Source organism: Vibrio pectenicida, assembly GCA_024347015.1.
Lineage (GTDB): Bacteria > Pseudomonadota > Gammaproteobacteria > Enterobacterales > Vibrionaceae > Vibrio > Vibrio pectenicida.
Window position 1 is genome coordinate 1,020,829 of record AP024889.1, and the last position, 21,345, is coordinate 1,042,173.

A 21,345-nucleotide genomic window follows, 5' to 3' on the forward strand; every position below is an offset into this window, starting at 1 on the left:
TGTGTGATAGGCCAGAGCTATTAGAAAAATTGTTGATTTCAATTTAGTAAAATCAAGAAATTAGACAACAATTACATTATATAAGATGAGATTTGCACGCTAAGGAGACGCAAATGGAATCATTGAAAGTGAAGGATTACATGACGTTGCAGGCGGTAACGTTTAAACCTGAAATGTCATTGAGTGCTGCATTGGAAAAAATGTTGAAATCTAGTTACCTCGGTGGCCCAGTGATTAATGAGAGAGAAGAAGTTATTGGCTTTCTCTCTGGACATGATTTGCTTGATAAGCTGGTTAAGGTAAGTTATTACTGCCAAGACACTCATATAGTTTCTGATTGTATGCACTCAAAGGTTCTTGCTGTTGGACCAGATACGTCGATTATTGAGTTAGCTGACATGATGAAGTCAGGTAAGCCTAAAGTTTACCCTGTCATAGATAATGGTAGGTTGGTTGGAATTATTACTCGACGTGATGTATTGCGTGCGGTCGCTAAGAATCTAGACGATTGCTTCAAACATCCGGTATAGTAAAGATGAATCTGGTGGCATAAAGAGGCGCTGTTCAGCGCCTCTTTTTTATTTCTAAAAATTGACTGAGGCTGGGCATGGAGAATCAGAACGCAAAATTTGTAGAAGGTTCGACTATGCGGCATATATTAGTGATGTCGGGGGCTGGTTCTGTCGGTTTGATGGCTCTGTTTTTGGTTGACTTACTGGATATGCTTTTTATCAGTATGTTGGGTCAGGTTGAGTTAGCGGCAGCGGTTGGTTTTGCTGGGACATTGGTTTTCTTTTCTACTTCAATCTCGATAGGTACTTCGATAGCTATGGGAGCTTTAGTATCTAAAGCAATCGGGGCAAAACAACGCGACCATGCTAGAAGACTCAGCACTAGTATTATTCTCACCGCATTTTTAATCAGTAGTGTTATTAGCGCTTTAATGTTTATATTTATTCCAGAGCTTCTCGCTGCAATTGGAGCGAAAGGTTATGTTGCGGAACGTGCGCAAGCGTATTTGCAAATATTGCTCCCAAGTGGACCTATGATTGCTATTGCTATGTCAGCGGGCGCTGGCTTAAGAGCAGCTGGAGATGCTAAACGTTCTATGTGGGCGACTTTGGCAGGAGGCATAATCAATGCGATATTAGACCCCATTTTTATCTTTGCTCTGGGCTGGAATGTTGAAGGTGCCGCTGTGGCAACTGTGTTTGCACGGTTTACGGTATTATTCTTCTCTCTATATCCGCTAATTCGCACTCATAACTTGCTTGCTTTTCCTTCGTTGTTAGCTTGGCGTAATAGTCTTAAGGCGATATTAACCATCTCTGTCCCTGCAATTATCACTAATATTGCAACTCCAATAGGTAATGCGATTGTCACAACGTCTATTGCAAAGTATGGAGAGGACTTTGTCGCAGGTTATGCTGTTATAGGACGTCTTATCCCAGTGTGTTTTGCGGTACTTTTTGCTTTGTCGGGTGCAGTGGGGCCAATTATTGGCCAAAATTTTGGTGCTGAGAGGCTTGATCGAGTTCGTGAAACCTTGACGAATTCTTTGGTTGTCACCACTGTTTATACAGTAGTGGTTTGTATTTCACTGTACTTCGTTCAATCGCTAGTGATCACAGGGTTTAATTTACAAGGTGATGCAGCCATCATTGTTTCTGCTTTTTGTACTTATGTCGCCTTTAGCTTCATTTTTAATGGTGCTCAGTTTGTGGCGAATACGTCATTCAATAACCTAGGTAAGCCTTTTTATTCTACAGCACTAAATTTAGGTAAGGCGACACTCGGGACCTTGCCTTTCGTGTACTTTGGCTCACATTGGTTTGGCGCGCTTGGTGTCTTATATGGGCAAGCTGTGGGATCGATTGTATTTGGGGTGTTAGCAATTATTGTACTGCGTAAGCACATTAACGACTTAATTAAAGGTGAATCTGTCGCGTTAGAAGGCAAAGACCCTTCTATTAAAAGTATTAACTCTCAACCTTTTTGTTCCCACGATGCGGTTTTAATCGATGAGGTTGCTAGCCAAAAAGAAAATTTGTTAGTAAATGAAAAAAATAGTTGACCTTGGAGTCCACTCCAAGGTTTATGCTTTGAGTGTACATTCAATGGAGATAAAGTTATGTGCACAAAACATAAAGCCTGTCGTTCAGATAAAGTCGCGTTTAAGCCTGCACATGCAGCTTCTTGCTCAAGCCCTAAAATGGCTACAATACAAATGGCAGGGAGTAATGGTATGGAGTCGGATTGCTGCAATTTAGATAGTTGTTCAGCTGGAATTGATCCTGCTGATGAGGAAAGTGACCCCAGAAGCTCCACAAAACAAGGCATTACCCATAGCTGGAAAATTACTGGTATGGACTGTCCGTCATGTGCAAAAAAAATTGAAAATGCAGTCAATAAGGTCACTGGCGTTATAGAGGCTAAAGTTCTATTTGCCACTGAGAAACTAGTGGTAAAAACAGATAGCCCTAGTGTTGCTCAGTATGTTGAGCAAGCTATTATTAAATCAGGTTTTAATTTTAGTACTGTACTCTCTTCTTCAAAACAGCAATCAAAGTCTGGTTGGAAAACGATTGTTAAGCAAAATGCCGCTATCATAGCTATCGCATTTTCTATGGTTGTAGCCGCCTCTATTAAACCTTTTTCTCCTACGATTAGTGAGTGGCTGTTTGTCTTGACCTGTTTAGTGGGTCTCTATCCCATCAGTAAAAAAGCATTACAATTGGCTAGATCAGGGACACCTTTTGCAATAGAAACCTTGATGAGCGTCGCGGCAATCGGGGCACTTTATCTTGGTGAGACAGCAGAAGCTGCCATGGTGTTATTACTCTTTATGATTGGAGAGCGGTTAGAAGCTTTTGCTGCCTCACGAGCTCGGAGTGGAGTGAAGTCACTGATGGAATTAGTGCCTGAAACGGCAACTAAAATTGTCAATGATCAACGTATCGAAGTGTCTGCAAGTGAATTACAGCCAGGCGATATTATTGAGGTTTCACCTGGGTCTAGGCTTCCAGCTGATGGTCAGTTAATCGGACAAGCTGCCAGTTTTGATGAAAGTTCGCTTACAGGTGAGTCCATACCTGTTGAACGTTTTGGTAATGATTCTGTTATGGCAGGTGCTGTGGCAGTGGATAAAGTAGTACGGTTTGTTATTACTTCCAAGCAAGGTGAAAATGCAATTGACCGAATTTTACACCTTATTGAAGAAGCAGAATCGCGTAAAGCACCTCTAGAACGTTTCCTTGATAAATTTAGCCGTTGGTACACGCCACTGATGATGATGGTATCCTTGTTTGTCATTCTTGTTCCACCACTATTTTTTGCTCAACCATGGGAAACTTGGGTCTATCGCGGGCTTGCTTTATTGCTTATTGCTTGCCCATGTGCATTGGTGATCTCCACCCCAGCTGCGATTACTTCTGGTTTGGCTGCTGCTGCCAAGCGAGGGGCTCTTATTAAAGGAGGAGCGGCACTTGAGCAATTGGGTCAGATTGAGACAGTTGCTTTTGATAAAACAGGGACGTTAACCCAAGGTAAGCCGGAAGTAACAGATATTATTGCAGTCGGTGAGGTTGATGGCACTGAATTGCTCAAAAGCATTGCGGCAATTGAAGTGGGATCAAGTCATCCACTTGCTATCTCATTAGTTAAGAAAGCGCAATCATCTGGCATCGATGTACCTGAGGCAACCGACAAGCAAGCCTTGATTGGTCTTGGTGTACGTGGTCTAGTTAATGGTGTTGTATATCAGGCTATTGCACCAAGCAAGCTGAATTTTGTGTTGCCTTCTGATGTGGTAGAAGATATTCGAAAAATGGAAGACCAAGGTAAAACTGTTGTTGTTGCTATTCGGGGAGAAACTACAGTTATTGGTCTGGTTGCTTGGCAAGACACATTACGTGACGATTCTGCAATAGCGATTAAAGCGCTTAAGAATCTTGGCATCAACTCAATTATGCTAACTGGTGATAATGCACGCAGTGCCAAAGCGATAAGTTCAATGATAGACATTGATTTTAAAGCAGGCTTATTACCTCAGGATAAAGTTACTTACGTAGAAAGCTTATCATTGACTTCAAATGTCGCCATGGTTGGGGACGGCATAAACGATGCCCCTGCGATGAAAGCATCAAGTATTGGTATTGCTATGGGAGGAGGAACAGATGTTGCTCTTGAGACTGCTGATGCAGCAATCACCCATAACCGCTTGATTGAACTGGCAGGAATGATCGAGCTGTCTCGAGCCACACTTAACAATATTCGCCAGAATATAGCTCTTGCTTTGGGACTTAAAAGTATCTTTTTGGTGACTAGTTTGCTTGGTATTACTGGGCTTTGGGTTGCGGTACTTGCCGATAGTGGTGCGACAGCAATTGTTACCTTAAATGCACTGCGCTTACTTAAGTTTAAGCCTAAATAATAGACATTTGTTTACACATCAAGCCTGGGACACTTTCTCAGGCTTTTTTATGCAATCTAGTTATTCAATTAAACATAAAAGTGTGATACCAAACGATTTTATTTGTAATCAAGCTGATAGCGTGCGCGATATTTGTGATTGATGTTGTTATTTTTGTCCGGCGAGTTAGATACATTACGCCTGTAACCAACCAAATGAATAGAACGAAAAGGTAAAAAGAAATCAGCCTATTTCGTTAAATAAGGAGTCCCTATGTCTCAAGCTGTATTTCACCTAGGAGTCACTCAAGATGATCTTGTTGGCGCCAAGCTTGCCATTATTCCAGGTGATCCTGCTCGCGTTCAGAAAATTGCTGAAGAAATGGACAACCCAGTCTTTTTGGCAAGTCATCGTGAGTACACACTTTATCGCGCTGAGCTTGATGGTAAACCTGTCATTGTGTGTTCAACAGGTATCGGTGGCCCTTCAACGTCGATAGCGATTGAAGAACTTGCTCAGCTTGGCGTCGATACTTTTTTACGAGTTGGTACAACGGGTGCAATCCAGCCACATGTGAATGTTGGCGATATGATTGTATCGACAGGCTCGGTTCGCTTGGATGGCGCAAGCCTACATTTTGCGCCAATGGAATTTCCAGCTGTGGCTGATTTTTCAGTGGCAACGGCGATGAAAGCAGCGGTGGAAGAGTCGGGAGCTCAAGTTCACATGGGCGTGACTGCATCAAGTGACACTTTCTATCCCGGCCAAGAACGTTACGATACTTTCTCGGGTCGAGTGGTGAGACGTTTTCAAGGTTCGATGAAAGAATGGCAAGATATGGGGGTGCTGAACTTTGAAATGGAATCAGCCACTCTGTTAACAATGTGCGCAAGTTCTGGTCTAAAAGCCGGGTGTGTGGCTGGGGTTATTATCAACCGTACTCAAAAAGAAACGCCTGATCATTCTACTCTGAGAGAAACAGAAGCACGTTCAATTAAAGTAGTCGTTGCAGCGGCGCGTAAAATGCTTTAATGCCAAAGTAACAGACTAAGAGCAATTAATTCTCACAAGCCATGGCTTGAGAGGATTAGTTCAGCAAGGTAACTCTTCACGACGATCTTGTTCGGCGTAAAAAATGATAGTGCGCTTTTTGATCAATAGTGTCGTTGCAAATACCGCCATTGATGACAAAATGATAACTAGCACTGTCTCATTAGGCTGTATTTGTGAACAGATTAAACTAAGTAAGCTCCAGAAACCAATGCAAATACAGCCTTGTATTGCTGCAGCGTATCCCGAGTAATAGTCAGCGAATATTCTTAATGAGCTGGTCATTGCATTGATAAAAAACAATCCACAGAAAATAGCCATAAGACAGAGGTAAATACTAATATCCAATTCTGATTGAGGAAGTATCAACTGTTTGACTAAAAATATAGCGGCCAAAATAGCATTGGCCCATACTGAAAAAGATATGATTCGTACTTCTGTATAGAATTTTAATAAAACCAGATTACTAATTGCAGCGATAGCATAAAAAATTCCCATAGTTAATGCGAATAATCCATATTCATATGTGGAATAGTTGAAATCATTTTGAAAAATATACGGAGAGAGTAGATGAGCGATGACCATCTCTCCCCAAAACAAAGCCATTAGAAGGGTGAGTACTGTGAATTTTTTATTCGCTAATATTCGTCTGAAAATAACTAATCGGCGTCTTTTATCTAGCCGCTTTTTATCAATATTTTGCTTGTTTAGTTTGAGAGTAAATAGTAATACAACTATTTGATAGATAAATAAAATGGTAAAAATATGTTGCCATGAATATTGTGAAGTAATAGTTGCTCCTATGTATGGGGCAATAATGGGTGTAATTGAGTAGAAAAACTCGAAACATAAAAAACCGTAGGTAAGTTGTTTACCCTTGTAATTATCCATTAAAACAGGGGTGGCTAAAATAGAAGCACTTAAACCAACCCCTTGAAGTGTACGGCCAATTAAGAAGGCCGCAGAATGTTGCATGGAAAGTATAGTAGCGGTGCCTACTAAACTAATGCACAAACCTGCAATAATGATATTTTTTCGACCTAGCTGTTCAGATAAAATACCAGCTAGTAGCAAAAATATTGCATTAGCCCCAAGGTACAAGATTAACGATGAATTAGCGGCGAGATAGCTCATGTTCAAAGATTTTTGTATATCAGGAAGGGCGACTAAATAAATATCTACAAAAACTTGATAAGCAATGCCTATCAAAACCGCAACAAGTAGGGGCATCATGCGTGTCATGGTAATTATTTCACCTTGAGTTCTTTGTAGCGTTGCTGTAAAAAACTGTCGGCTGTGTATTGGTCAGACAACTTACATTCATCTTTAGGGTGGACGCAAAAAGCTAGAGAAATACGTTCTTCAGTAGAATTAGAGGGTTGTATTACTCGGTGATAAAAAGATGGATAAAAATCTTTGGTACGCATAGCAAGCATATCGCCAGCGTTAATCACGATACTGTTTGGAATATAAGGAACCGTTGTCCACGTTCCATCTCGGGTTTTGGCTTCTAAACCTGAACTAGACACATTCGGTAGCAAGGTAATCAGGTTTATATCTGCATGTGATTCTGCTCGTTGTGCTCCGGACTTTGCCGTAGCAGAAAAGTTATCCATCGGTGGATAATAGTTCATTCTAAATAAGGTTTTTGGGGAGTCTTTTGCCATGCTATCTAATGGCTCGTCGAGTTCATCTTTTATTTCAGATGGCAGGTGGTTGTTTAGCCATCCGAGTAGTTTGGCAGATAAATTAAGCAGGCGGTGCCTGATTTCATCACTTCTTTTTTGTTGATCTGGGGGACATGCTTTATCTTCGTAATAATGAAAAATTTCTTTGAGATCTTTTTTAGTAAACCCTTTTGCAGTTTCTGACACAGTTCGAGGAATAAAACCGGCAACAGTTTCTTTGTCATATAGAAATTCTTGCTTAGATTCCTCAGCTTGATAAAAAAAGTTTAGCCAGTTTGAATACAAGCCTTCAATTTCTACTTGCTCAATACCTGTGTCAGTTAATACAACAAAACCTGATTGGTGAAGAGCTTGAGCAAATTCTTGAGGTGCGGTTGGGTTATTGCTTCCTATACTTATGATTTTCAATATATATATTCCTTCTGAAAATATTAGGAGGCGAATTTTATCATAGGAGGCTATGGGTGCTATGTTTCATATTTGATTTTATTTATATTTATAGTGATGTGAGTCCTAGATTACCTAAAAAGCCCTGCTATTTTTTAGCAGGGCTTTAGAGTTAATTACATTAGCCTGTTTTACATAACGCGCATACCAGGCATAGCACCTTCATGAGGTTCCAGAATCCAAAGATCGCTTCCTCCGGGGCCAGCCGCCAAAATCATACCTTCAGACATACCAAACTTCATCTTACGAGGCTTAAGGTTTGCAACCATAACGGTCAACTTACCTTCAAGCTCTTCGGGTTTATATGCTGATTTGATGCCAGAGAAAACCTGACGGGTCTCGCCACCGATATCAAGCTGAAACTTTAGCAGCTTGTTAGCTTTAGGCACTTCTTCACAAGAAATGATACGTGCGATACGCATATCCACAGCCGCAAAAGTATCAAAATCAATCTCTGCAACAATAGGGTCTTTATCTAACTCAGTTTGACTTGCTTGATTCTTTGCTGCTTCAGCTTTCTCTTTAGCTGCCATTTCTACTTCAGCATCTTGTTTGGACGCTTCAATCATAGACTCAACCTTTTTCGGGTCGATACGGCTAAACAGTGCTTTGAATTTGGTGATTTCATGGCCTACTAAGGGCTTGGCTATTCCATCCCAAGTTAGCTCTTGGTTGAGGAAAGTCTCTGTGCGAGCACTCAGTGCTGGCATAACAGGTTTTAGGTAAGTTATGAGTACACGGAATAAGTTGATGCCGACAGAGCAAATATCTTGTAAGTGTTGGTCCTTACCTTCTTCTTTTGCTACAACCCATGGTGCTTTCTCATCAACATATTGGTTTGCTTTATCTGCCAGTGCTGTGATCTCACGTATCGCACGGCCAAATTCTCGCATTTCGTATAGCTCTGCGATACGATCGGCTGCAGCAACAAACTCTTCATACAGTTCAGGCTCTGCAAATTCGTCTGAAAGCATACCTTTAAAGCGTTTAGTGATAAAACCAGCATTACGTGAGGCAAGGTTAACAATCTTATTGACGACGTCAGCATTGACTCTTTGAGTAAAGTCTTCAAGGTTCAAGTCTAGGTCATCGATACGGCTGTTGAGTTTGGCTGCATAGTAGTAGCGTAGGCACTCAGGATCAAGGTGAGCTAGGTAAGTGCTTGCCTTAACAAATGTGCCTTTTGACTTAGACATTTTCGCACCGTTAACTGTTACGTAACCATGGACGAAAACATTATTTGGCTTACGGAAACCACTGCCTTCAAGCATTGCTGGCCAGAATAGAGAGTGGAAGTAAACAATATCTTTACCAATGAAGTGATAGAGTTCTGTTGTACTGTCTTTCTTCCAGTATTCGTTAAAATCTAGGTCTTCACGTTTATCACATAAGTTTTTAAATGAACCCATATAACCGATAGGTGCGTCCAACCACACGTAGAAGAATTTATCTTTTTCACCTGGGATTTCAAAACCGAAATAAGGCGCATCACGAGATATATCCCACTGTTGAAGGCCAGATTCAAACCACTCTTGCATTTTATTCGCGGTTTCAGTCTGTAATGAACCAGAGCGGGTCCACTCTTTAAGCATGCTTTCAAACTGAGGGAGGTCAAAGAAAAAGTGCTCAGAATCTTTCATGACAGGCGTTGCACCAGAAACGGCTGATTTAGGATCAATCAACTCTGTAGTGCTATAAGTTGCCCCGCAGCTATCACAGTTATCACCATACTGATCGTCAGATTTACATTTGGGACAAGTGCCTTTTACAAAACGATCGGGTAGAAACATTTCTTTCTCTGGATCAAAGAGCTGTGAAATGGTTCGGCTAGAAATGAAGCCATTTTTCTTTAACTCAAGATAGATATGTGACGCTAGTTGTTTGTTTTCTTCAGAGTGAGTGCTGTGATAGTTATCAAAGCTAATATCGAAGCCAGCAAAGTCTTTCTGGTGTTCTTCACTAACAGCAGCGATCATTTCTTCTGGTGTAATACCCATTTGCTGTGCTTTTAGCATGATTGGCGTGCCGTGGGCATCGTCAGCACAAATGAAGTTTACTGTGTTGCCACGTAGGCGTTGGTAGCGAACCCAAATGTCTGCCTGAATGTGCTCAAGCATATGACCTAAGTGGATCGAACCGTTAGCATACGGAAGGGCACAAGTTACCAGCAGTTTCCTTGGATCAAGGTTTCTTGGATCGTTTGCCATACTTAATATTCGCTTATTCTGATAGGTATTAAAAAATTGACCCTAATACTACCTTATCCACATTGTGACTCCAAGGTATCATCAGCGTGATTATCTTAGTTTTTTCGGGGTTCAGTCTTTTGACGAGCAATGCTAGGATTAGACTCATAAGGAGGATCTATGCGTCTATTATCTAGCAAAGAAGATTTTTGTAGTTGGCTCAACCAGTTTGAGCATTCAAGCTTGGTTGCACAATGGGCCTCTGTTGCGGGTATTGTGATTCTTGATTCGGGCAGAGTTATTATTGCATTCCCTTTTGCGACTCAATCAGTGGTGCAGATGCTATCTGACTGGATTCAATTACAGCAGCAAAGTGGCTATGTTTCGGTAGTTGAGTGTGACATAAAAGCGGTGCCTAAGCCGCTCCATACACAAGTTGATCATCAGGTAACTGGTGTGAAGAACATTATTGCAGTTACTTCAGCCAAGGGTGGGGTTGGTAAATCAACCACAGCAGTGAACTTAGCACTGGCGATTGCCAAATCGGGAGCAAAGGTTGGCTTATTAGATGCGGATATTTATGGTCCTTCAGTTCCTATCATGCTGGGTCAACAGGGGGCATCACCTCAAGTAAGAGATGATAAATGGATGCAGCCTATTTTCGCTCATGGCATCTATACCCATTCTATCGGTTACTTGGTTTCTAAAGATGAAGCCGCTATCTGGCGTGGTCCTATGGCGTCGAAAGCTTTAGCCCAGTTACTCAATGAAACGCTGTGGCCAGAACTCGATTATCTTGTGATAGACATGCCACCAGGAACGGGAGACATTCAGTTGACCTTAGCTCAACAAATACCTGTTACGGGAGCTGTGATTGTTACTACTCCACAAGATCTTGCTCTTGCAGATGCCCGAAAGGGAGCGGCAATGTTTGAGAAAGTACAGGTACCAGTAATTGGTTTAGTGGAGAATATGAGCTATCACATTTGCAGCCATTGCGGTGGTAAAGAAGCCATTTTTGGTGTCGGTGGCGCGCAAAAAATGTCGAGTGAATATGGCCTTGATCTATTGGTTCAGATACCGCTGCATATTTCTTTACGCGAAGATATCGACAATGGCTGTCCTAGCGTCATTGCTCGGCCGGATTCTGAACAAGCTGCTTATTATATTCAGTTAGCTGAATCAGTTTGTGCGCGAATGTATTGGCACGGAAAAGAAAAACCTCAATCTATTCAGTTCAAAATGGTTGAATGAGAAAGGCTTTACGTTTAACAGAACCATTACTGTTAGAATATCGCTCAATTTGGGATCGATACGGTAATCGTTTGCGTTACCGTTATTGATCCTATTTAGCTATTTGGATGAAATCCTCACTAGCATGTCTAGAACGAACTCCCTATAATCATGCGGTTTATATATTACACACTAATACTACCTGGGCAATATTTGCTCGATGCTAGTATTAGAACATGACACCAATTCAATTCATTGGGTGCAAGAATAATGTCTGATAATAATCAATGCGTCATCGTCGGTATTGCTGGCGCATCGGCTTCTGGAAAAAGTTTAATCGCCAGTACTATCTATAATGAGCTTCGTGAGAAAGTGGGCGATCATCAAATTGGTGTAATTACGGAAGATTGCTACTATAACGATCAAGACCATCTGAGCATGGAAGAGCGTGTCAAAACTAACTATGACCACCCGAACGCACTGGACCATGATTTACTTTGTGAGCATTTAAAAACGCTAACAAGAGGTGATTCTGTTGAGGTTCCTGAGTATAGCTATTCTGATCATACTCGTACTGAAAATACTACACTAATGACACCGAAAAAGGTGATTATTTTGGAAGGTATTCTACTTTTAACCGATCCTCGCCTGCGTGAACTTATGCATGCAACTGTCTTTATGGATACACCACTAGATATTTGTTTATTACGCCGAGTGAGACGTGATGTTGAAGAACGTGGTCGTGCAATGGAGTCGGTACTGAAACAGTATCAAGAAACTGTACGCCCTATGTTCATGCAATTTATTGAACCATCGAAGCAGCACGCGGATATTATCGTGCCTCGTGGCGGTAAAAACCGTATAGCGATTGATGTATTAAAAGCGCATATTGCAAAACTTTTGAAAGCTTAAGCCTTTATCCTATTCAAGCGCTTTATTTTTTTCGCAAGAAGTGGCACCTTAGGTGCCACTTTCTTTTTACATGTAAAAAGCCTAATAACCCAAACGACTAGTTAGGTGAGATGGCTAGATGTATGACAACCCTGAATAGCAAGGATAATTTTGATGAAGAAACTGTTCCTATTGATTGCCATTCCTATCATCGTACTACTTGGTGCGATTATGGCACTGATACTGTTCGTCAATCCAAACCAGTTTAAACCTCTTATCGTAGAGCAAACCCAGAAACAAACTGGCTTAGAGTTGGTTATCGAAGGCGATATCAGTTGGAAGTTTTTTCCATCGCTTGGTTTTGAGTTAGGGAAGACTGAGCTGCGAAATCCGCAAGGTTTTTCTAAACCGAACTTATTCAAGGTCGACACGGTTGGTATTGATGTATCGGTATCACCTCTTTTAAATCAGCAGTTAGAAATTGGAAACATCACTCTTGATGGCGCTGAGTTTTATCTTGAAACTCTTAAAGATGGTCGTAAGAACATTGATGTTTTAACCAAAGCCCAGACTGACCAAGCTGAGCCAACCACACCAAGCTCTGCTGCCAATGAATCTATAGTAGAGTCTTCGCCAACAGGCTCTTCTGAAAAACCTGCGTCAGATTGGGCAATTAATCTTGCAGGGGTGACAGTATCAAACGCCGCTATTGAGATTCAGGATAAACAAGCTGGCTCATACACCAAGCTGTATGACGTTTCATTGAACTTGTCAGAGTTTGCCGTTGATACGTGGACAAAGGCTGAATTTGCCGTTAAAGGTGAGAACAATCAGCAGAAGTTTAACGCTCAAGGAAGCGCTGAATTTAAGCTTGCCAAAGGTTTTAGCGATTATTCTTTGCGTAACATGGAACTGAATGCTGGTTTTAGCGATCCTACTAATCAATTTGATTCGATTAAACTGGGCTTAGAGACGTTCGACTTTGATACAGCGAATGCGCTGACCTATCACCTTGTTGGTCGTGCTGCTGACCTAGATATCGATATGAAAGGTAGTGGCAGTCTAACGGTTGATAAAGCCATCTCAAAAGTCACGATGGATAAGTTAACTCTTGATGCTACGTTTAAAGGTGAGACTCTGCCTCAATCTCCTATGAAAGTTGATATGGCCTCTGATTTATCATTTGAGTTAACTAACAGTCACTTAAGTTTCGTTTTAGAGAAGTTAACGGCTAACGCCCTGGCATTTGATGGTAAAGCAAACGTGACTTTAGGTGACATTGCCAAAGTTCGTTTTTCACTACACAGCCCAAACATAGACTTGGACGAATTTTTAGGTCTCAATACAGCTAATACAACTAATACTGGCGAGGCAACAACTGAAAAACCTAATCAATCCGAAACATCAAGCCAAAATGGAACTGGCAAGCCCGTATCGCAGCAAGAGGTTGAACCTGATTTATCCGCGCTCAAAGCTTTGGATATTAAAGGGGATATCACTATCGATAAGTTTAAGGCCAGCAATGCTCGGATGGAAAATGTCAAAACCAGCTTCTTGGTTAATCGTGGCGTTGCAGAACTGACTTCTTTCTCGTCTAACTTGTACCAAGGGTCGATTACCGCTTCTGCAAAACTTGATGCGAGAAAGAGTCCAGCCAGCTACACCGTCAAAAAACGCATTAAGGGTGTTCAGGTTCAACCTTTGCTCTCTGATGTTGCCAATAGCGATAAGTTGGAAGGCACGGGTAATATTGATGTTGATGTTAAAGGCCACAGCTTAACACCAACTGGTATTCAAAAGAACCTAGTTGGTACTGTAGTGATTAACTTTACCGATGGTGCAGTCAACGGTATTAACGTCGCTCAATTGATCCGCGAAAACTACGCCAAGTTCAAAGGCCAAAAAGTAGAGTCCTCTAATCAAGCCCAAAAAACAGACTTTAGCGCCATGGAAGCAACGTTGAAACTTAACAAAGGTGTGGTGTCAACGGATGATTTATCGATGCAGTCACCACTGCTGCGTATTCTGGGTAAGGGCAGTGCTAATTATATTGACCAAACAGTTGATTTTACAGTTAGTACTTCAATTGTTGGCTCATTAGAAGGCCAAGGTGGGAAAAATATTGATGAGCTGAAAGATGTAACCATTCCAATCAATATATCTGGCTCTTGGGCTAAGCCTAAATTCAAGTTGGTCTTTGATGATGTATTGAAACAGAAAGTTGAGAAAGAAGTTGATCGTGGCCTGAAAAAGTTAGATGAAAAATTGGGCGACAAGATAAAAGATCAAAAGACCAAGGATGCGGTTAATAGTTTGATTAAAGGTCTATTTAATTAATTATACCACAACATAAAATGACTAAAGCGCACCCAGAGTGCGTTTTTTTATTTTTGACTTAGCCTTGACGATGTTTGGGACAAAAACATAAATAATCAATAACCTATGTGAATCTCTTTTTCTGAAAATATTTTTTGGTGAATTTAAATGCCTATTGTCTTAAATAAAATTATACGGGTATGCTCATGAAGAAAACCACTTTCTTACTTAAATGGTTTCCCAGTTTAATCTTACTCTCATTGTCTGGTGCTGTGACCGGACAAGACATGCCAGAGTCGATTATTTCAACTATTGAAGCCGTTTCAACATCACTTGATGGTGCACGTGTTGGCGTTTTTGTGAGCAATGCCAATACAAACCAGCAATGGCATTATAATGGTAACCAACGTTTTCCGACGGCCAGTACATTTAAAGTCCTCGCTTGTGCGGCGGCGTTGGATAAAGGTGCGTTATCAACAGCGGTCAAGATCACTGAAAAAGATTTGGTCGAATACTCGCCTGTTACTGAAAAATATATTAATAATACGATGACTTATAATCAGTTATGCCATGCAACTATTACTACAAGCGATAATACTGCAGGTAACCTTATTTTGAGGTATATTGGAGGGCCCGAGGGACTGACTCAGTTTCTTCGTGGGACGGGAGACAACGTGACCTTGATGTCCCGTTGGGAACCTGAACTTAATCAAGGTACCCCTGGAGATAAGCGTGATACCACAACCCCACATGCTATTAACCGAACGCTTGGAATATTGTTATTTGGGGACGTGTTGTCTCAGTCAAAACAACAGAAACTTTTGCAGTGGATGAAACAGGATCAGGTGGCCGATGATCTTCTGCGCTCGGTGTTACCGAAAACGTGGCAAATCGGAGACAAAACAGGAGCTGGTGGGCATGGTTCTCGGGGGATCATCGCAGTACTCATTCCTCCAAATTCTGAACCTGTGCTTGTATCAATTTATCTTACCGAAAGTCAAACCACGATCAAGCAGTTAAATAAAGCAATTGCCACGATTGGATCTGCGATTATTAAGGAACTTGAAGCGAATTTGGGTGAAAAAAAAACAATAGGGGCATACTCTACCCCTATATTCGTCAGGTCATCACACAAGGATTTTCTCTGAGCTCAACTTATTTATGAGTTGGGCGCAGACCTCCGTATGCTCTTTCTATAAGAATACGTCAGGTTTTTACCAGTCAATTCCTTTTAGCGCTTTGATACCAGTATCAAAAGCATGCTTTACATTCTTAACCTCAGAAACAGTGTCAGCCATTTCAATCAGGGTTCGATGAGCCCCACGGCCAGTAATGATAACAGACTGCATTGGTGGTCTGCTATTTAGCGCGTCAACAACCTCTTCTAAGTCGATATAACCATAGCTGAGCATGTAAGTGAGCTCATCAAATAAAATGACATCGATAGAGGCATCACTCAGCATACGCTTGCACTCTTGCCAAACCTTCTGCGCAGCTTGGGTATCGAGCTCTTTATCTTGCGTCTCCCATGTAAACCCTGTTGCCATAACCTGAAACTCAACCCCCAGCTTTTCTAGTAAGTTGCGTTCACCGTTATCCCAAGTCCCTTTGATAAATTGCGCTACTGAGCAGTTTAAGCCATGGCCTACTGCACGAACTATGGTACCAAAACCTGAAGTTGATTTACCTTTGCCATTACCAGTAATAATTAATAACAGGCCTTTTTCATCTTGAGCTGCAGCGACTCTAGCATCGACTTGCTGTTTGACTTTTTGCTGTCTTGCCTGGTGGCGAGCTTGTTTATGACTTTCAGATGTCACAGGAAATCCTTTTTAATTTCAGAAAACTGTGGCTATGATAACGCATCTGCAGTGCTGCAAAAAACCATGGTTTTTTAAGGGAAAGAAAAATATGGCCAAGAAACTATTAGTGGTATGCATGGGCAATATCTGTCGTTCACCAACGGGTGAGGCAGTTCTTCGTGCTAAGGCTGAACAAATGGGCGTTGAAATTGAGGTCGACTCGGCAGGAACCATAGGTTATCACCAAGGTAATTTACCCGACCCTCGTGCTAAAGAAGTGGGAGAACGTCGAGGATACTTATTTGAAGGGATTTGTTCGCGTAAAGTGGTTGAGCAAGACTTTGCCTATTTTGATCTAATTTTGGCGGCTGATAGAGATAATCTTGCTGATTTGCAGGCGCAATGCCCTTTAAAGTATCAGAATAAGTTGAAGCTATTTCTTAGCTACGCAGAAAGCGGGGAGGAGGAAATTCCCGATCCATACTATGGCGGTGATAACGGATTTGAACGTGTCCTTGACTTAATAGAACAAGCATCGGATAAATTGCTTAGAACACTTTAGAGGCCAATGAGAGTGATGATGGTTTGACACCTTAACTTTCTAGGCGGCCATCACGCGGCCACTAAAATAATCATTGGAGACTATGTACTCGGTGTTTCGGATTAAATCATCTCTAATTTTAGCCCAATGTATATTACTCTGTTCGTAGCAAGGTACTACTCCCCCGACTCGAATGTTAAATGGGTTGAGTTCTTTTGCCCAGCTTTGGGTAAATCCTGCAACCATTGAGGTTGCGTTTTCAAAACCAGACATATCGCTGTAATCAGCGTGGGCAATGACATTAACAATCACACCATTCTTTTTGTCTTGGCGCATCCTTTCGGCGGTCGCTTGACCAAAGGTAAAGAGAGTTGCTGCCATCAGAGATAAATGCTGCGTAAATATATCACTTGCTCGCTCGTCAAAGAATTTTGGCATGGTTTGACTTGTGAGCGCATTGATAAGTACATCAGGTGATTGGTGGACTGATTGATCAATAAATTCAAATAGCGAGTTAATGCTACCTAACGAATGATCATTCATTGCATGCTGATAAATATTCGATGAGATTTTTTTGCATCTTGTAAAAGTATCGTTTAATTGCTTTGCGTTTGTATCACAAATAATGACAATGCCATCAAAAGACGCAAAGTGCATGGCTAATGTGCTGCCAAGTTGAGAACCTGCAGAAGTTATTAATATTACAGCACTTTTTATATCCATACACGGCGCCTCCATTTGGGGCATTAAAGTTTGTCCACATATCATGGTAGATTAATTGTGTATTTGGTGTGAATAAGCTCAAATAACTTGTGTATATCTTTGGTCTGGAGCAAATAATTTGCACTCATTCACACTTGTAAGCAACTTGTTGAGTATTAAGTGAATGGGGTAAAAGTTAATGTGATCTGAATAGATCTTTAAACTTGTGTTTGAATTTGGAAGCTTCTTTGAGCTGCGACCAACTGGTTGTAGAGGTCGATTGGCATGAGAGATTTGTTTTCGCTTTCGCCAAGTTGACGCCGCTGATGCCCAGATAGGTTGTGGTAGACATCCTCGGGAAGATTAAAAGTATCTTCAGGCAAGTAAGTTAGTGCATCAGGTTTGATATAATGGCTGAGTTTGGTGCTAGGAAGTCCTGAAGCATGGAATAGTTCAGCTTGTAACGCTGCAACTGGATAAGACTCTTGCTCAGATCGTAGTCGTTGAGGCTGCGGCAATTCAAAACGACGTCTTAAAGCTTCTTCCGTTGTTTCTGCCTCAGTCATTTTATCAATAGGGGTATTATCTCTAACGTCTTCAGAAAACATCGATATTATCAAAGCAAAGTCAGCACGACGCCCTTCATGAACAGCATGGTTAATACCATTACCGAATTGAAGTTCATTAATTATACCTGCTTTATCTAAAGTATGAATCTGATTTTGCATGTCACCTCCCTTGATGTCCATTTAGCGGCATTGCGAAGGTAAACTTTAGAGAAATGATTGACTAGAAAAGAAAAAAGCCAGCATTTGCTGGCTTTTTGAGCGACAAAAGAGTCTAGATTATTTTGCTAGATTTTCTGCAACGAAGTCCCAGTTAACTAGAGCCCAGAAACCGTTCATATAATCTGGACGCACGTTACGGTAATCGATGTAGTAAGCGTGTTCCCACAAGTCAACAGTTAGAAGTGGCGTTGTGCCTGCTTCAGTTAGAGGTGTTGCTGCGTTAGATGTGTTAACGATCTCTAGAGAACCGTCAGCTTTTTTAACAAGCCAAGTCCATGAAGAACCAAAGTTGTTGATAGCAGAATCCGTGAACTTAGTTTTAAAGTCTGCGAAAGAGCCGAAAGTTTTATTGATTGCATCTGCCACAGCACCTGTAGGTTCACCACCAGCGTTTGGCGCTAGACAGTGCCAGTAGAAAGTGTGGTTCCAGATTTGAGCTGCATTATTGAATACACCACCAGTTGAAGTCTTAATGATTTCTTCTAGTGTTTTGCCCTCAAACTCAGTGCCAGGAATAAGGCCGTTAAGCTTTACAACATAAGTGTTGTGGTGCTTACCGTGGTGGAAATCCAGAGTTTCAGCTGAGATATGTGGTGCTAATGCGTCTTTTGCGTAAGGAAGAGCTGGTAATTCAAATGCCATTGCTCGATTCTCCATTGAATGTGAGAGAGGCTAGGTCTCTCAATTGCTTCCAGTGTAATTTATTATCATGGCGTGCCTTTGGCATGACATGTCGTTTTGGTAACTGCGCTATAGTTTAGCAAGTTTTTACTTTATTAAAAGCATCGCAGTTAAATTGTATATGAAATTTCTTTGTGATCTAAAGCCACAGATATTATAGGCTTTTTATTCTCTGACAATGGTTTAAAATGAGTCAGTAATTTGCGGTAACGCCATATAAAGAGGAAGTAATGGAAACCATCGACAAAATTAAGCAGCAAATTGAAGAGAACACTATCCTGTTGTACATGAAAGGTTCTCCAAAGCTACCTAGTTGTGGCTTCTCATCCCAAGCATCTCAAGCCCTAATGGCTTGTGGTGAGAAATTTGCTTATGTGGATATTCTACAAAATCCAGATATTCGAGCAGAGCTACCTACATACGCACAGTGGCCAACTTTCCCGCAACTATGGGTAGAAGGTGAGCTAATTGGCGGTTGCGACATCATTATTGAGATGTACCAAAAAGGTGAATTGCAACCATTGGTCAAAGAAGCGGCTGAGCGCGCGGGTTCTGGTGAAGAAGAATAAAAGAACTACTGTCTAAATTTACAGTTTTTCTTGATTTTTAAGGGCTACATTCGATAATGTAGCCCTTATTTTATTTGGCTGATTATTACTATGTCACGTCTGTTTATTGCTGAAAAACCAAGCCTTGGCCGCGCCATTGCGGCGGCACTTCCTAATCCGCAAAAAAAAGATCAAGGTTTTATCCGCTGTGGAAATGGCGATGTGGTGACTTGGTGTATTGGACATTTGCTTGAACAGGTTGAGCCTGATGCATACGATGACAGATACAAAAAGTGGAGTATGGTTGATCTGCCCATTGTTCCGCAGCAGTGGCAACTTAGGCCTAGGAAATCGGCCAGTAAACAGTTAACCGTTGTTAAAAAATTACTAAAAGATTTTTCGAATATTATTCATGCAGGCGATCCAGACCGTGAAGGCCAATTGCTGGTTGATGAAGTGTTAGATTATTGCAAAGTAACTAAAGCTAAGCAGGCCAGTGCGCAACGCCTCTTAATTAGTGATCTCAACCTTCCTGCGGTTAAGCGCGCACTGAATCAGATGCGAAGTAATCAAGAGTTTATTCCGCTTTCTGTCTCTGCATTGGCGCGTTCAAGAGCAGATTGGCTTTATGGTATGAATATGTCTCGCGCTTATACTTTGCTTGGTCAGCAAGCTGGGTATCAGGGAGTTCTCTCGGTTGGGCGAGTTCAAACCCCAGTACTTGGCCTTGTCGTGCGCCGTGATGAAGAAATAGAAAACTTTGTACCTCGTGATTATTTCACATTGCACGCGTTGATCCCCTATCAAGATGGTGTGAGTCAATTTGATATACGTGCACGTTGGAAACCGAGTGAAGCCTGTCTTCCTTGGCAAGATGAAGAAGGCAGAGTACTTAATCGAAAGCTGGTGGAGAATGTCGCTCACCGGATAATTAACCAAACCGCAAAAGTGGTTGAATCGGAACAAAAGCAAACCAAGCAAGCACCACCTTTACCGTATTCTTTGTCTGCTTTGCAAATTGATGCTGCAAAACGTTTTGGGTTGAGTGCGCAGCAAGTACTTGATACCTGTCAGGCTTTATATGAAAAACACAAACTGATAACTTATCCTCGTTCCGACAGCCGCTATTTACCGGTAGAGCATTATGCCGAGGCAAGCAGTGTGTGTGATGCGATTAGCCAGAATGCAAAGGATCTCACTAATGCGGTATCCGGAGCAAATTTAAGCCTTAAATCCAAAGCTTGGAATGATAAAAAAGTGGATGCTCACCACGCGATTATCCCAACGCCTAAAAAGGCCTCAGTGAATGCGTTATCTGCAAACGAGATGAAGGTTTATCAGCAAATTGCTCGCCAGTATCTTATGCAGTTCTATCCTGCGGCGGTGTATGCGGAAGCAAAACTGGTATTTGATATTGCGGGAGGCAATTTTGTTGCTAAGGGACGCCAGCTTGTCTCTGCCGGTTGGAAAGCCCTGTTGGGTAAAATTGATGAACAAGAGACAGGAGTGGACGCCGTACCGCCTCTGCCTCAAGGCAGCGTATTAACTTGCCGGGAAGGTGAAATTAAAGATAGAAAAACAGAGCCCCCCAAATATTTTACCGAAGCCAGTTTGCTGCAAGCGATGACAGGTATTGCCCGTTTTGTTGCTGACAAAGAATTAAAGAAAATTCTAAGAGAGACAGATGGTCTAGGTACAGAGGCGACCCGAGCCGGTATTCTAGACACTTTATTTAAACGCCAATTGTTAAAAAGGCAGGGTAAAACGATTGTTAGCTCTCCCGCAGGAAGAGGCTTAGTTCATGCTCTGCCTGCTGAATCAACCTATCCTGACATGACCGCCCACTGGGAGCATCAGTTGCAGGGAATGGCAGAGAGAAATCAAGCTTATCAGCCCTTTATGTCGGCGCTTCAAGGCCAAATTGATGGTTTGATGCAACAAATAAAATCACAACCTGTGCCTGAATCGCTACGACACCTGCCCAAAGTGGAACGGCCTGCCTATAAACGTAAGCGTGGCGGGCGCGCTAAATACAGCGGGAAAAAGCGCGCAGCCAGTTAG

18 protein-coding genes are annotated in these 21,345 nt (G+C 41.8%); 11 read left to right on the forward strand and 7 right to left on the reverse strand.

From position 1 onward, the window contains the following. The first annotated feature begins 113 nt into the window (after positions 1 to 113). From OCV27_RS04855 to udp, 4 genes are all read left to right on the forward strand, one after another. The gene (locus tag OCV27_RS04855) at positions 114 to 530 is read left to right on the forward strand and encodes a CBS domain-containing protein (RefSeq protein WP_125320415.1); all 417 of its coding nucleotides are present in this window, start codon (positions 114 to 116) and stop codon (positions 528 to 530) included. Between the two features lie 77 nt (positions 531 to 607). After that, on the forward strand, positions 608 to 2,074 hold the full coding sequence (locus OCV27_RS04860; protein WP_125320416.1) for an MATE family efflux transporter: 1,467 nt from the start codon (positions 608 to 610) through the stop codon (positions 2,072 to 2,074). Between the two features lie 57 nt (positions 2,075 to 2,131). After that, positions 2,132 to 4,432, forward strand: coding sequence for a zinc/cadmium/mercury/lead-transporting ATPase (locus OCV27_RS04865; RefSeq protein ID WP_125320417.1), 2,301 nt, complete (start codon positions 2,132 to 2,134; stop codon positions 4,430 to 4,432). 252 nt (positions 4,433 to 4,684) lie between these two features. Then, positions 4,685 to 5,443, forward strand: a complete 759-nt coding sequence (gene udp / locus OCV27_RS04870) for a uridine phosphorylase (protein WP_125320418.1) — start codon at positions 4,685 to 4,687, stop codon at positions 5,441 to 5,443. Between the two features lie 60 nt (positions 5,444 to 5,503). Here udp and OCV27_RS04875 read toward each other — a convergent pair whose 3' ends face one another. The 3 genes from OCV27_RS04875 to metG all read right to left on the reverse strand — a co-directional run bounded on the left by OCV27_RS04875 (position 5,504) and on the right by metG (position 9,803). Continuing rightward, complete coding sequence (locus OCV27_RS04875) at positions 5,504 to 6,703, reverse strand: MFS transporter (RefSeq protein WP_125320419.1); 1,200 nt, start codon at positions 6,701 to 6,703, stop codon at positions 5,504 to 5,506. 5 nt (positions 6,704 to 6,708) lie between these two features. Continuing rightward, complete coding sequence (locus tag OCV27_RS04880) at positions 6,709 to 7,557, reverse strand: 2OG-Fe(II) oxygenase family protein (RefSeq protein ID WP_125320420.1); 849 nt, start codon at positions 7,555 to 7,557, stop codon at positions 6,709 to 6,711. A 170-nt stretch (positions 7,558 to 7,727) separates the two neighbouring features. Beyond that, positions 7,728 to 9,803: a methionine--tRNA ligase gene (metG, locus tag OCV27_RS04885; RefSeq protein WP_125320421.1), complete on the reverse strand. Its 2,076-nt coding sequence runs from the start codon at positions 9,801 to 9,803 to the stop codon at positions 7,728 to 7,730. A gap of 159 nt (positions 9,804 to 9,962) precedes the next feature. Here metG and apbC point away from each other — a divergent pair, with 159 nt between their 5' ends. From apbC to bla, 4 genes are all read left to right on the forward strand, one after another. Then, positions 9,963 to 11,036 carry an iron-sulfur cluster carrier protein ApbC gene (gene apbC, locus OCV27_RS04890; protein ID WP_125320422.1) on the forward strand — a complete coding sequence of 358 codons (1,074 nt, stop codon included), beginning with the start codon at positions 9,963 to 9,965 and terminating at the stop codon, positions 11,034 to 11,036. A 249-nt stretch (positions 11,037 to 11,285) separates the two neighbouring features. Then, positions 11,286 to 11,927, forward strand: coding sequence for a uridine kinase (gene udk, locus OCV27_RS04895; RefSeq protein ID WP_125320423.1), 642 nt, complete (start codon positions 11,286 to 11,288; stop codon positions 11,925 to 11,927). A 210-nt stretch (positions 11,928 to 12,137) separates the two neighbouring features. Then, complete coding sequence (locus OCV27_RS04900; protein WP_420919481.1) at positions 12,138 to 14,243, forward strand: AsmA family protein; 2,106 nt, start codon at positions 12,138 to 12,140, stop codon at positions 14,241 to 14,243. A 185-nt stretch (positions 14,244 to 14,428) separates the two neighbouring features. After that, complete coding sequence (gene bla / locus OCV27_RS04905) at positions 14,429 to 15,370, forward strand: class A beta-lactamase (RefSeq protein ID WP_185759748.1); 942 nt, start codon at positions 14,429 to 14,431, stop codon at positions 15,368 to 15,370. 66 nt (positions 15,371 to 15,436) lie between these two features. Here bla and cobO read toward each other — a convergent pair whose 3' ends face one another. After that, the gene (cobO, locus tag OCV27_RS04910) at positions 15,437 to 16,042 is read right to left on the reverse strand and encodes a cob(I)yrinic acid a,c-diamide adenosyltransferase (protein WP_125320426.1); all 606 of its coding nucleotides are present in this window, start codon (positions 16,040 to 16,042) and stop codon (positions 15,437 to 15,439) included. Between the two features lie 91 nt (positions 16,043 to 16,133). Here cobO and OCV27_RS04915 point away from each other — a divergent pair, with 91 nt between their 5' ends. Next, complete coding sequence (locus OCV27_RS04915) at positions 16,134 to 16,586, forward strand: low molecular weight protein-tyrosine-phosphatase (protein WP_245986682.1); 453 nt, start codon at positions 16,134 to 16,136, stop codon at positions 16,584 to 16,586. 39 nt (positions 16,587 to 16,625) lie between these two features. On the opposite strand, the gene OCV27_RS04920 is transcribed toward OCV27_RS04915, so the two are convergent. The 3 genes from OCV27_RS04920 to sodB all read right to left on the reverse strand — a co-directional run bounded on the left by OCV27_RS04920 (position 16,626) and on the right by sodB (position 18,697). Next, on the reverse strand, positions 16,626 to 17,288 hold the full coding sequence (locus tag OCV27_RS04920) for an SDR family oxidoreductase (protein ID WP_125320427.1): 663 nt from the start codon (positions 17,286 to 17,288) through the stop codon (positions 16,626 to 16,628). Positions 17,289 to 17,485: 197 nt separating this feature from the next. After that, complete coding sequence (locus OCV27_RS04925; RefSeq protein WP_125320428.1) at positions 17,486 to 17,995, reverse strand: VC2046/SO_2500 family protein; 510 nt, start codon at positions 17,993 to 17,995, stop codon at positions 17,486 to 17,488. A 117-nt stretch (positions 17,996 to 18,112) separates the two neighbouring features. After that, positions 18,113 to 18,697 carry a superoxide dismutase [Fe] gene (sodB, locus tag OCV27_RS04930; protein ID WP_125320429.1) on the reverse strand — a complete coding sequence of 195 codons (585 nt, stop codon included), beginning with the start codon at positions 18,695 to 18,697 and terminating at the stop codon, positions 18,113 to 18,115. 269 nt (positions 18,698 to 18,966) lie between these two features. On the opposite strand from sodB, the gene OCV27_RS04935 reads away from it, so the two are divergent. Together OCV27_RS04935 and OCV27_RS04940 are read left to right on the forward strand one after the other, a co-directional pair. Then, positions 18,967 to 19,305, forward strand: coding sequence for a Grx4 family monothiol glutaredoxin (locus OCV27_RS04935; protein ID WP_125320430.1), 339 nt, complete (start codon positions 18,967 to 18,969; stop codon positions 19,303 to 19,305). 90 nt (positions 19,306 to 19,395) lie between these two features. Continuing rightward, positions 19,396 to 21,345 (forward strand): DNA topoisomerase III, encoded by a 1,950-nt coding sequence (locus OCV27_RS04940; protein ID WP_125320431.1) that lies wholly within the window; start codon positions 19,396 to 19,398, stop codon positions 21,343 to 21,345.